Below are 13,106 nucleotides of genomic sequence, written 5' to 3'. Positions count from 1 at the left end.
ACTCCATGATGAGCGCCGCGTCAGTCGCGCGCCCGATCGAGTTTCGGCGCCAGCATGGCCAGCAGGCCACGCGCCGCGCCCTTCCACATTCGCACATTGCCGTCCAGGCCGATACGCAACACCTCCTTCAGCCCGCCGAGCGGCGTGTCGAGGCGTTCGCCCTCGTGCCAGTCGAGCCAGGCATCCGCGCGGCCGAACGTGCACTGCACGAGCTGGCGCTCCTGTTCGAGCGTCAGTTCCTCGAAGCTCAAGCCGACATGCGTCGGCGTCACGCGGGTCACGCGCACCGGGAACGGGAACGCACGATCGCCGCGCGTCACGCACACCGTCAGCGTGTCGCCGACGGCGAGCGGCAGGCCCGGCACCGCTTCGAGGCCGAGACCGCCGGTCGAGTAGTCGCTCGTGAAGCATGCGGCCGTCGACCCGTCGGGCAGCAGCAGCATGGCCGGCACGCGCATCGCGATCCGGTGCGTGACGCGCACCTGCTTGGTCTCGCGCGCGACGGCCAGCGCCGCGCCGAGCATCGCGAGGTTGTACACGGTCCAGCCGAGCGTGATCAGGATCGTCGACGCCTCGTCGCCCTGATCGGCCACCAGCCGCCACAGGCCGGCGGCGATCGCGAGCACGTTCACCCCGAACAGCACGAGATACGGCTTCGACGTCGACCAGTCGACGTAGCCTTCGTCGATCTTGCCGCCCTTGTCGGTCACGTTGAACTTGCCATGCTTCGGGCTGAAGAACGCGACCGTGGTCGGCAGTGCGATGTACCACGCGAGCACCGATTCGTAGACCTCGGCCCAGAACGAATGACGATAGCGCCCCTGCATCCGCGAGTTCGCGACGTTCGCGAGCACGAGGTACGGAATCACGTAGCTCGCGAGCGCGAGCGACGACGCGTTGATGAAGTACAGGTGGAAGAACAGGTAAGCGAGCGGGATCGTCAGGAACACCAGCCGCGGAATCCCGTAGAAGAAGTGCAGCATCGCGTTGCCGTAGCAGATCCGCTGGATCAGGCCGAGCCCGCGCCCGAGGAACGGATTGTCGATGCGGAAGATCTGCGCCATCCCGCGCGCCCAGCGCGTTCGCTGCTTCACGTGGCCGGCGAGGCTTTCGGTCGCGAGGCCGGCCGCCTGCACGGTCGGCAGGTACGCCGACGTATAGCCGCGCCGGTGCAGCTTGAGCGCCGTGTGCGCATCCTCGGTCACGGTTTCCACCGCGACGCCGCCGACCTCTTCCAGCGCGCTGCGCTTGAGCACCGCGCACGAGCCGCAGAAGAACGTCGCGTTCCACAGGTCGTTGCCCGACTGCACGAGCCCGTAGAACAGGTTGCCCTCGTTCGGGATCTCGCGGAACGTGCCGAGGTTGCGCTCGAACGGATCGGGCGAGAAGAAATGGTGCGGGGTCTGCACGAGCGCGCACTTCGGATCGCGCAGGAACACGCCCATCGTCGTCTGCAGGAACGAGCGCGTCGGCACGTGATCGCAGTCGAAGATCGCGATGTATTCGCCGTGCGTCTTCGGCAGCGCGCGGTTGATGTTGCCGGCCTTCGCGTGGCGGTTGTCGTCGCGCGTCACGTAGTCGATGCCGGCCTCGCGCGCGAACGCCTCGAATTCGGGGCGCTTGCCGTCGTCGAGCAGGTACACGCGCAGCTTCGCGCTCGGCCAGTCGATGCTCTGCGCGGCGAATACCGTCGGCTTCACGACCGACAGCGGCTCGTTGTAGGTCGGGATGTAGATGTCGACGGTCGGCCAGGTGTCGGGATCGTCGGGCAGCGGCACGATCGGCCGGTCGAGCGGCCATGCGGTCTGCACGAAGCCGAGCAGCAGGATCATCCACGTATAGGCTTCGGCGCCGTACAGCAGGTAGCCGGCGATAGCCTCGAGCGGGCTGCGGAAATCGAGCGTCTGCGTCGTGCGCCACCACACGTAGCGCACCGTCGCGAGCAGCGCCAGCGACGCGAGCGCGAGCGTCGGCAGATGGCCCGGCAGGCGGCGCAGCGCGAGTGCCAGCACCGCGACGATCGCGAAGAACGCGAACTGCGCGCCGGGCATCAGCGGCGACATCCCGGCCGCGGCCCAGAGCAGCGCGCCGGCCACGAGCAGCAGCGGTGCGAGCCAGCGGCGCCGGCCGACGCCGTTCGCGCGTGCATCGAGCCAGCCGCCCCAGCGCACCCACGGCAGGCGTTCGAGCAACGCGTCGATGCGCCGGCCGACCGCGCGCCCGGCCACGTAGACGGGCACGACGGTCTTGTCGAACCACGCAAGCGGATCGCGCGCGGGCCGGCCATCGGCTGCGCGCGGCGCGCGCACGATCGCGCGCCACAGCCATTCGCGCGGACTGAGTGGCTGCAGCACGCCCCAGTCGTGCGCGAGCCGCAGGAACGCGACGCGCACCCAACGGCGCACGTGATCGGGCCGGCCGGGCCGCGGCGCGTGGAAGAACAGCCGCACGAGCCAGTCGACCAGTGTGCGCTCGGCCGGCAGCCCGATGCCGCGTGCGCACCAGTCGGCCACACGGCGGCCGAGCGTGCGCAGCCGCGGCGCGAACGCGGGCTTCATCGCGCCGCTCCGGTGCGGCCCGCGGCGACGGCCGTCAGCCACGCATGAACCCAGTTCGCGATGCCGTTCAGGTCGTGCGACACCTGCGAATACGGCGCGTCGTCGAAGATCCAGCTGCCGCGCGCGAGCGCTTCGGGCACCGCCGCGTCGACGTGGATCCGCTGTTCGAGCATCGATGCCGGCCCCGCGACCGCGCGCAGCATCGCGAGCGCGTCGCGCTGCATGTCGCGTGCCGGATTCAGCCGGTTCACGACGATCTGCAGTTCACCGGCGCCGGCCCGGAGCGCACCGAGCCGCGCGGCCGTCGTCGCGCAGGCGGTCGGCTCCGGCGGCACGACGACGAGCGTCAGGTCCGCGCGGCGAATCGCCTGCTCGGCCTGCGGCGACGGATAGCGTGCGGTGTCGACCAGCACGACGCCCTCGGCCGGCAGCGCAATCTCGTCCAGCGCGCGCGACAACCATGCGGGATCGGCCACGAGCCGCGCATCGCATGCGGCGGCATCGGCGGCATCGACTTGTCCGTACGGCACGAACAGCACGCCGTCGGCATTGCGCCACGTATGCGCATGCCACGGCTCGGCGCCGCCGAGCACGCTTTGCGCGAGACCGTGTTCGGCCAGCGTGTCGAGGCCAAGCGTCGCGCCCATCAGGTTCTGCGCATCGAATTCGACGGCGACGACCGGCCGTCCGCGGCGCGCAAGCAGCACCGCGAGCGCGGCGGCAAGCGTCGTGCGGCCCGCGCCGCCGGTCGTCGACGTAATGGCGATCGTCTTCATCGTGCCGCCTTGTTGCCGCCAACGGCGCCGGGCAGCAACCGGCCACGCAACGCGACCGGCACGAGTTCGCACGGCACCGCGTCGTGCCGGTCGATCCCGCGCGGCGCATGGAAGCCGCGGCCGATGCCGAGGTGCTGCGCGATGATCCACACCGGCACCGCGATCACGATGCCGCCAATGAAACCGATGACGAGTGCGGCAATCATGCGCGCTCCTGCTTGCGCAGCGGCATCGCGCTGCGGGTAGCGCCGCGCGCACGCGCGGCGGGAATGACGGGATGCGGCGCCGGTGCGTCGACGGCTTCGGGCGCCGGCGTCGCACCGATCGCCTCGAGCGCGACGATCGCATCGATTTCCGCGATCGCCTCGCTTGCTTCGGCCGGGCTCACGCCGAGCTCGGCGCCCGCGGGCGGCGTGCGCACGCCGCCGGCCAGGCGCGTCGCCGCGAACAGGTCACTGTAGTCGGCGATCGGCGCGCGGCGGTTCTCGGCCTTCAGCGCGTCGAGCTCGGTGTCGATGCTGCCCTGCCCGAGGCACACGACGCGATCGGACAGCGTGTCGACCGGAACGTCGAAGATCCGCGCGAGCGCATCGTCGGCGTCGACCGGCTCGCACGCGAACAGGAACACGAACAGATGTCCGGGGTCGGCCGTCACGACGTCGCCCGCGCGGCGCGGGTGGCATTGCCGCAATGCGTCGACATGCGACACGCCAGGCAGCAGCGTGATCTTCGCGAGCGTGTGCGGCAGCGCGAGCACGGCGCCGCGATCGAGCACCGCGCGAATACGCAGGCAGAACGCGCCTACCGGCAGATAGCCGAGCACCGAATCGCCGAGCGCGGCCGCGAGCGCCGCGCGATAGTCGGGCGCGACGGGCCGCGCGTAGAGCTGGCCGCGCAGCGCATGCACGGCCGCCTGCATCCGCGAGACCGGCAAATCGCGCGCGACGACGCGGTTCGCGCCGACGCTCAGCACGAGCATCTCGAACTGCTGGCGCAGCACCTCGCCGCGTTCGACGACCGCGATCTTCAGCGCGCCGCCGCATTGCCGGCGCAACGCATGCACGTCCGCGCACAACGCTTCGAGCTGCGCATGCGAACGGAACGCGAGCACCGCGGTCGCGGCCTGGGCATGCGCGCACGCCGCGACGACGGCCGCGTTGTCTTCGACGATTTCCCAGTCGGCAGGCGCGCGATTCGTGCCGTCGAGCACCGCACGGCTGACGACGACACGATCCTCGTCGCTCGCGAGCTTCATCCGGTGCGCCGATTCGGTCGCGCCGCCATCGACGCTCGCGGACAGCCGGCCGCCCGGCGCAAAGCGCAGCGGCCGCACTTCCCCGGCCGCAAGCGTGTCGCCCGCCCGCCAGAAATCGACGACCCACAGCAGTTCGCCGTGCGTGCGCTGCAACTGCGCGACGCCCGAACAGATACCGTGGAAGCCGCTGCGCGGCGTGCGGTCCGCATCGCGCACGAACGGCGCATCGTCGGTGCGCACGTCGTCGCCCGCCCGCGCGGACTCAGGATCGAGCAGCAGCACGAGCGCGATCCGGCGTGTCCGGCACCAGTCGGCCAGTGCGTGTGCTTCATCCGCGAGCGCGACCGGGTCGTCCCAGCTGAACCAGCGCTGCGCGCCTTCGACGAAATACAGCGAACGCGCGCGGAAACCGTAGCGCTTCATCGCACGCAGGCCGCCGGTCAGCCGCGCGAACGGGCCCGGCGCCGCGCGGCGCGGTGCGTCGGCGGTTACGCCCGTACCGTCACCCGTGGCCGGCTCGGCCGCCGGCGGCATCGCCAGCACGTTCAGGTTGCGCGGCCAGCCGGCCGGCTGCGCGCCGCCTGAGAAACCGAGCGATTCCATCTGGCCGGCGACGCGTACCGCATCGCGCGCGAGCACGACCGTCACGTCGCGCGTACGTGCCTGTCGCGCGCTTTCCCAGACGAGCGCGTCGCACGCCGGCGTGCCGCCGGCCGCGTAGATCGCGTACAGGCCGCCCGCCTCCAGTTGCGTCCATGTGTCGGGCAGGCCGTCGATCGCGAGCCGGCTCAGCGGGCCGACGCGGCCGCCGGCCGGCCCCATGCGCAGCAACGCGCGCAGGCGGCCCGGCAAGCCGGCGGCGCCGAGCACGGGACGGGTGGCATCGAATTCCGTATTCACGCGTTCCCCTAGTAATCCGAATAAAGCCGTACCGGCGTCGGCGTGACGAGCCAGCTACGCTGCGCGCGTGCATCGAACGCATAGCGCAGGTACACAAGCGCCGAACTCGGCGCATAGTCGTGCGACCGGTCGATCTGCAGTTGCGCGCCGACGCTCAGGTGCGGATTCACGCGGTACTCGACGATGCCGTTGAAGCCGTACGAGAACGACACGCCGCGCGTCGAGCTGCCCGCGTACACGAACCCGGCCGCGACCTGCTCGGCCCGCTGGCCCGAGAACGTCGGGTAGTACAGCGAATCCTTCTCGTAGCTGTTCGAGATCCCGCCCGTGAAGGTCAGGTCCCACGACAGCGCGTCGCGCCGCCCCGCCCATTCGATCGGCACGCCGAGCGACAGGTAGCGCTGCGGGCTGTAGTAACCGCCCTGCCCGTACGTGTAGTAGCGCAGGTTCTGCGCGTAGTGCCACGCACTGCCGACGAGACCGGTGTTGACCTTCATCGTCGCGCGTTCGTACACGGGCACCGTGAAGCCGGTGCGCAGCGTGACTTCCGCGTTGCGTTCGACATTGCGGCCGGACAGCACGCCCGCGCCGAGTTCCGCGAACAGGTTGGTGCGGCCGACGTCGACCGACGCGCGCAGGTTCACGCCGTCGCGGCGCACGCCACCCCAGACCGCGCCCGTCCACGGGTCGCGCATCCCCGCGTACGACAGCACGCTGCTCGTTTCCGGCCGCCGCGACGCATTCACGGTGAAACTCGCCGGGCCCGCGTCGAAGCGGTAGCGTACGCCGCCGACCAGGTAATGCACGGGGAAGCCGAGCGGCGACGTGCCGAGATCGAAGCGCCATGCGTCCGTGCGATAGCCGGCGCCGAGCGCGACGCCCGTCATCGACTGGTGCAGCGAGCCCGGCGGATTCGCGATCAGCGCGGCGGCCGGCTGATTCAACTGGAACGGAGGCGGCAGCCCGTTCTGTGCCCTGAGCGCCGCGTAGGTCCCGAACGTCTGCAGCGAATAGGCGTTCGGGTCGCTCGTGTCGAGCGTGCCCGGATCCAGATGGACGGTGTCGATCTGGGCGAACACATGCCCGTCGTAGCGGATCGGCATCTGCACGTAGATCGGCACCTGCTGCGCGCGATACGACGAAATGCCTTCGTCGCCGGACTTGTACGAGGGCATCCAGCCGGTCTCGATCTCCGGGTTCCGCCGCTGCTCGAGATCCGCGAACGCGGCCTGCGCGGGCGTCAGGCCGTCGCGGCCCGGGCTCACGCCCGCCGTGCGCTCCTGCGACCGCGACAGCCGGTACAGCGACGCCGCGTCGTCATAGCGGCCCTGTGCCTCGGCCACGCGCCCGGCCGCGACCGTCACGTCGGCGCGCTCCGGGTACGCGGCATGCAGCCGTCCGGTCACCTGCGCGGCCTCGTCGGAGCGGCGCAGCGCGTTCAGGCGGCGCACGGCCGACAGTTGCGTGTCGACGTCGTCGTCCGGCGTGCGTGCGAGCACGGCCTGCACACGTGCGAGCGCCGCCGCACGGTTGCCGCTGCCCTCGTCGATCCGCGCGAGCGCGAGCTGCGTATCGGCGTCGTCCGGCGTGCGCGCGACGACCGGCGCGAGCGCGTCGCGCGCCGCACCGTAATGGCCCTGCGCGCGTTCGAGATCGGCCAGTTCGAGCGCGTAGCGCTTGTCCGCGCGGCCGGCCGGGCTCGCGCGATCGAGCAGCTGGCGCGCCCGTGCATAGTCCTGCTGAGCGATCGCATCGTCCGTCTGCCGCAGCACGAGCCGCAGCGACTGGTCCTCGAGCCGCGCGGTCTGGGCGGGCGTCAGCGACGGTTCGCGACGCAGCGCGTCGAGCCACGCGGCGAGCGCATCGTCGCGCCCCGCGCTGCCGAGCAGATCGCCATAGCGCAGCCGCACGTCCGCATCGGCTTCGCGCGGATGCGCGACGATCCAGTCGTGCAGCGGCGCGAGGCCGCGCTCGGGTTCGCCCGCGTCGATCCACTGCGCGCCGATCGCGGCGAGCATGTCGGGATCGTCCGGCGCGCTGGCCTGTGCATGCGCGAGCGATGCCGCGAACGCGGCGCGGTCGCCGCGCCCGAGCGCGCCGCGCGCGTCGGCCAGCATGCCTTCGGCGTCGAGCTTGCGCGCGAGCGCGCGCATCCCGTCGGAACGGTGCGCGTCGTCGACGGGAGCCAGCGCGGCCTGCGCGCCCGCGATATCGTCGAGCGAATTGCGGTACAGCGCAGTCGCGTAACGCATCTCGGGCGTATCGCTTTGCGCGAGCCCGTCGTCCATCACCGTGCGGCCGAGCTGCGGCAGCCCCATGTCGCGATAGAGGCGCGCGAGCGCGAAGCGCGTCCACGGCACGTCGGGCGCCGCGCGCACGGCCGCCTCGTAGCGCTGCGCGGCGGGCCCGCGTTCGCCCTTGTCCGCAAGCGCGCGCGCCTGGCTCGCGAGCAGATCGGCGCGCAGGCTGTCGAGCGCGCGGCGATCGTCGCGGCCCGTCACGCGCCCTTGCAGCGCGTCGAGCAGCGGACCGATCCGGTCCGCGCGGCCGGTGTTTTCATACAGCGTCGCCGCGCCACGCACGGCCGACGGGCTCGGCGAACGCGCGGCCAGCAACTCGTGCAGCAACGGCTCCGCGCGCGCCCAGTCGCGCTGCGCGAGCAGCGCATCGGCAAGCTGCAGCTTCGCGTCCGGGCTGTTCGGCTGCATGGCAAGCGCCGCACGCGCCGCACGCTCGGCATCCTGCGGCCGCCCCGCGGCAGCCGCCGCGCGCCCTTGCGCGAGCAGCCCCCAGAATTGCGCGGTACGCGTCAGGCTTTGCCACTTGCCGCGCTGGTCGGTCGCGAGCGTTGCCGCCCGCGCGAACAGCGCGCGCGCCTCGTCGTGCCGCCCTTCGCGCAGACGCAACAGGCCGAGCCCGCCGACCGCGTCGGCGTCGTCGGCCCGCGCACGCGCGGCGCGGGCGAGCAACGGATCGGCGGCCGCCAGATCGCCGCGCTCGAGCGCCTGCAGGCCGCGCTGCTGCGCGATGTAGTCGGGATTGCGTTCGAGCCGGCGCTGCGCGTCGCGACGGCTGTCCAGTTCGGCCACGCGGCCGCGGAATTCGGTGTCGTCCGGCACGAGCGCGAGATACGCCTGCAGCGCATCGAGATACGCGGGATCGTTGCCGGTCAATTGCAGCACGCGCCGCCACAGCGACATCGCCTCCGTATGGTCGGCGTCGTCACGCTTCGCGAGCGACCAGGCGATCCGGTTCGCTTCCGCACGCGTGTCGGCATGCTGGTTCAGCAGCCGCGCCAGCGCCATGGCCGAGCTGGTGTCCTGCGGATCGGCCGCGATCGTGCGGCGCAGCGCGGCGATCGCCGACTCGCGCCCGCCCGGCGCATTCGCGAGGATCTCGTAATACTCGGCGCCGAGCGCGCCCGACGGCGCACCGTTCGGAAACAGCGCGACGATCCGCCGGGCCGCCTCGTCGGAGCGGCCGCTGCGCGCGAGCAGGCGGATCTGCGCCATCTCGCCGCGCCCGCTGGTCGCCACTCGGTATTCGTCGGCCACCCGCCGTGTGGCGGGCGCATTAGGCGACTGCGCCTGCAGGCGCGCGAGCGACGCCTGTGCGCCCTTCGCATCGCCCAGCCGCAGCAGCACGCGGACCTGTTCGGCCAGCAGTTCGGGATCGCCCGGCGCGATCAGCAGCCCCTTGCGCAGCGCGTCGCGCGCGAGGTCGTCGCGATGCTTGACGCCCCACATCCGCGCGGTGTCGAGCTGGCGCTGCGCATCGGCGGAAGCGGATGCTGCCCGCGCGGCAGTCTTCGGCATCGCCGTGTCGGATGCGGTGCCCGGTGCGGCCGCACATACCGACGACGCGAGCCACGCAAAGCCCGCGACATGCGGCGCGGCGCGTTTCAGCGGGCGGCGCACGAGCGGCCTCCCCAGCGCGTGTCGAGCGTGCCGTCCGCGCCGAACGTGTAGCGCCCGTCGCGCCAGCCGAGGCCGAACAGCGTCAGCACGCTCGTGTAATAGCCGGGCGGCGACTGGCGCGCAAGCGTATCGACGCGGGCCGCCTGCGCATCCGCGAGCGCACGCTGGCCGCGCGCGTCGAGGAACGGCACAGCCGCCGCCGAAAACCCGCCGTTGCCGTCGTTCGGCCCCGCGACACCTGTCGTCGTATCGACCTTCTCCGGTGGCGCGCCATGCGCGGCAATGTAGTCGGCGAACGGCGCGAAGCGCGCGAGCAGCGGCGCGGCCAGCGGATCGGCACGGTCGAGCATGCCGGCCCACAAATACACGCGGATCGCGTTGTACGCGCTTTCCGCGTGCGTCTCCGGATCGGGGCCAAAGCCCGTGCCTGCGCGATACAGCGCCCAGTCCGGCGAGAAGCCTTTCGGTGCGGTGTCGAGCAGCACGCGCCCGGTGCTGGAGACCAGCGCGGCCCAGCGCCGGTCGTCGGGCAGGCGCGCGCCGAGCGCGCGGATCACCTGCGGCGGCGAATAGCTCGGATTCACGCGGAACTGGCCATTGGCGAGCTTGAAACCGGTCGGCCCCGGCAGCAGCGTGAGGCCGAGGCCCGGCACGGTAGCCGTCTCGTCGTCGAGCACGCGCTTCGCGAGCAGCGCGCCGCGCGCCGTATAGCTGCGCTCGTGCCACAGCCGTCCGGCCTCGACGAGTGCATACGCGATCCACAGATCGGCGTCCGACGCCGCGTTGGCGTCGAGCACGCGCCACGCGCCGTCGGGCGCCCGGCCCCACAGCCACGCCGGCAGGTGCGCGCTCAGGTCGCCCTGCGCGAGGTTGTTCTCGGTCCATGCGAGGATCGTGTCGAACATGCGCCGGTCGTTCGCGACCAGCGCGAAGAAAAGTCCATACGCCTGCCCCTCCGACACCGTGCGCGAATCGGCCGAGCCGACGTCGACCACGCGGCCGTCGGCCGAGATGAAATCGCGCTTGAACGCGTCCCAGCGCGGCCACGCCGCACTGCATGCCGCATCGGGCGCGGTGGCGCCCGCGGCCTGCGCGCGCGTGGCCAGGCCGGCCGCCGCGCACGTCACCGCAAGCGCCAGCGCGAGTGTCGCGCCGACACGCCGCGCCGGCCGCGCTGCCCGTCGCTTCGTCATAACCCGCGCCATCCGTCACATCCCCCGTCGACGCGCGGCGATTCTCTGCAGCACGCTGAACACGCCGAGCGCGAGCAGCAGCCCCGCGACGACGCCGACCGCGCCGAGCGCGACCGGATGCCGTGCCGCATGCGTCCACACGCGTGCATACCACGGCACGAAACCGACCACGTAGGGCTCGCCGACACGCAGGCTGTCGACCTGCCCCGGCCGCACCACCGCGAGGTCGCCCTGCAGTTGCGACACGAGGCCCGGGTTCTCGAACACGTTGAGCAGATCGCCGAGGCGCGGCTGATCGGTCGCCGTCAGCGCGACGACGCTGCGGCCGCGGCTGCCCGGCAGTTCGAACCCGGCGAGCGCCGCGAGCGGGCCCGTCTGTTCGATATGCGCGCCACCGTCGGCAAGACCGACGCCGTTGCGCCAGCGTTCCTTCACCGTGAACGCGACGCGCGTGGCGCCGTCGCCGCCCGCACCGCCCTGCTCGCCGAACGCGAGCGGCAGCGCCGAGCGCCAGCGCGCGAGCAGCGGTGACGCGGGCGAGCCGTCGATCACGAGCAGATCCTTGCTGCCCGCCAACGCGGCCACGTCGCCCGGTCGCGCGACCTGCACGCGCAGCGCCGGGAAGCCGGTCCATTCGCCCATGTGGCCAAGCATCGTCAGGTAAGCCTCGAGCTCCTGCGGCGACGGCCGGTCAGGCATCACGACGGCCGTCTGCGACAGATCGGCGAAGCGCGTGAACGGGAAGCCGCTGTTCGCGAAGAACGCGAGGTTCGGCAATTGCGCGTAGTGGACGAAGTGCGAGAAGTCGATCGTCGAATCGGGATCGATCGCCGCGCGCTGCGGCTCGGACGCCGTGCTCGAACAGAGCCCCGTCTTCTGCGAATCGAGCGTGAAGCGGAACTGCAGCTGGTTGCCGCTGCCGACGCGGAACGCCGGGATGTCGACATCGCTCGTCACGCGCCCTTCCGGTACCGACAGCAGCGGCAGCTGCATGCGGCCGCGCGCGTCCTCGGCGTGGGCCGGCCCGAGCCGGTACGACTTCACGAGCTGGTCGTTGATCTCGACGGCGAGCGTCGAATTGTCCTGCACGGTCGGTGCCGTATAGCGATAGCGCAGCGTGATCGGCACGCCCGCGCCGTTCCACGAATGGAGATCGGCCGGCACGCGCAGGTTCAGGCGGATCGCGTCGGGCGTCGTGCCGCGCGCTTCCAGCTGGCGCGGATCGTTGACGAGCTCGCGGAACGTGATCGGCCGGTTCACCGGCAGCCAGCGCGGCGCGTCGTACGGCTTGCGCGGCGCGCCGAGATCGACGTGCGCGACCGTGGCCGCCGGCCCCGACAGCGCCGCGCGGCCCAGTACGAGCGTCGCGACCGCATCGTCGACCTCGGCCGCCGTGCGGCCCGTGACGACCAGCAGCTTGCGTCCCGGCGCGGCCGGGTTGTCGGCAACCGCGAGCAGCGGGCCGCTGACCGACGGCAGCGCGAGGCCGGCCGGCAGCGTCGCGGCCGTCCCGACCACCACGGCCTGGTCGTCGGCGGGCAGCCCGGACGACACCGGGAAGCGCGCATGCCGGTAGTCGGCCAGCGCGCCGAACCACGACGCGAGCACGCCCGCGCTGCGCAGCGTCGCCGAATCGGGCGTGGCCGGCAGCACGAACGGCAGCCGCACGCGGCCGTTGTCGCGCCGGTCGAAGAACGGCGCGGGCAGCAGCGCGAGATCGTTCGGCAGGCGGACCGGCGATTCGTCGAGGATCAGCTCGCTCGTCGGGCTCACGTCGGCCCACAGCGCGGAGTTCGACGGATCCTCGCAATGGTCGAGCGTGTAGTGCGCGATCAGGCGCAGGCCGATCTGGTTGAAATCGGAGAAGTAGCGCGGATCGATCGGGATGTCCTGCGTGACCGTGCGGCCCGCGCGCGCGGCGTCGAACGGGACGGTCGCGATCACTTCGCCGTTCACTGACACCTTCAGGTGCGACATCGGGAACACCAGCGACGGCGAATACGCGTAGGTCAGGCGCAACCGCGCGCCCGTCACCACACGGTCGAGCCGCACGCCTGCGTTGATCGTGCGCGCGTCGTCGGCGCCGCGCAGGCGCAGCGGATCGAACGCGCCGAGCGACGCAAACGGCAGATGCACGGTCGTCGCCGGCAGGCCGGCAGACGACGCGCTGGCCGCGCTCGGCGCAACCGCGAGCGCCGGTGCCGACGCTTCAGCGAGCCCGGCAGCCGACGCGGCGGCCGGCACCGCCGGCATCGGCGCGGCCGACAACGCGGCCGTGTGCAAGGCGCCAACCATGGCGGCCGACAGGGCGAGCAGCGACGCGGCCGGCTTCATGCGCCCCTCCGTTTAGTCTTGTTGATCCGGTCATCAAGCACGTCGGAACCGACGCGCGCTAAGCAGCTATGCCCGTGAGTGCACATCCCCACTGCTTCCCCTCATATGGCGAACTGGCCTGATGCATTTATCGAAACAACGCGGCGAATTCTTTAATGGCCGTCGTCGTGCTG

General features: G+C 71.9%; 7 protein-coding genes. All 7 read right to left on the bottom strand.

Features of this window, described 5'->3' with window-relative positions:
• Window positions 1–20: 20 nt before the first annotated feature.
• The 7 genes from bcsA to bcsB are packed head-to-tail and all read right to left on the bottom strand — an operon-like array spanning window position 21 to window position 12,933.
• Window positions 21–2,558 (bottom strand): UDP-forming cellulose synthase catalytic subunit, encoded by a 2,538-nt coding sequence (gene bcsA, locus KEC55_RS06900; protein ID WP_282507278.1) that lies wholly within the window; start codon window positions 2,556–2,558, stop codon window positions 21–23.
• Window positions 2,555–3,334 (bottom strand): cellulose biosynthesis protein BcsQ, encoded by a 780-nt coding sequence (bcsQ, locus tag KEC55_RS06895; protein WP_176047085.1) that lies wholly within the window; start codon window positions 3,332–3,334, stop codon window positions 2,555–2,557. Before bcsQ ends, bcsA begins: the two co-directional genes overlap by 4 nt.
• Entirely contained in the window at window positions 3,331–3,540 is a 210-nt protein-coding gene (locus tag KEC55_RS06890) for a hypothetical protein (RefSeq protein WP_282507277.1), read from the bottom strand. Before KEC55_RS06890 ends, bcsQ begins: the two co-directional genes overlap by 4 nt.
• Complete coding sequence (gene bcsE / locus KEC55_RS06885) at window positions 3,537–5,489, bottom strand: cellulose biosynthesis protein BcsE (protein ID WP_282507276.1); 1,953 nt, start codon at window positions 5,487–5,489, stop codon at window positions 3,537–3,539. The genes KEC55_RS06890 and bcsE overlap by 4 nt, the downstream gene beginning before the upstream one ends.
• 8 nt (window positions 5,490–5,497) lie before the next feature.
• Window positions 5,498–9,406, bottom strand: a complete 3,909-nt coding sequence (locus KEC55_RS06880; RefSeq protein ID WP_282507275.1) for a cellulose synthase subunit BcsC-related outer membrane protein — start codon at window positions 9,404–9,406, stop codon at window positions 5,498–5,500.
• Window positions 9,391–10,611 carry a cellulose synthase complex periplasmic endoglucanase BcsZ gene (bcsZ, locus tag KEC55_RS06875; protein WP_282507274.1) on the bottom strand — a complete coding sequence of 407 codons (1,221 nt, stop codon included), beginning with the start codon at window positions 10,609–10,611 and terminating at the stop codon, window positions 9,391–9,393. The genes KEC55_RS06880 and bcsZ overlap by 16 nt, the downstream gene beginning before the upstream one ends.
• A gap of 3 nt (window positions 10,612–10,614) precedes the next feature.
• Entirely contained in the window at window positions 10,615–12,933 is a 2,319-nt protein-coding gene (gene bcsB, locus KEC55_RS06870; RefSeq protein ID WP_282507273.1) for a cellulose biosynthesis cyclic di-GMP-binding regulatory protein BcsB, read from the bottom strand.
• Between the last annotated feature and the right edge of the window lie 173 nt (window positions 12,934–13,106).

Origin of the sequence: Burkholderia cepacia (assembly GCF_029962485.1) — a bacterium.
Classification (GTDB): Bacteria; Pseudomonadota; Gammaproteobacteria; order Burkholderiales; family Burkholderiaceae; genus Burkholderia.
The sequence above is the reverse complement of the archived record's forward strand: the minus strand, read 5'-3'. Positions and strand labels throughout refer to the sequence as shown.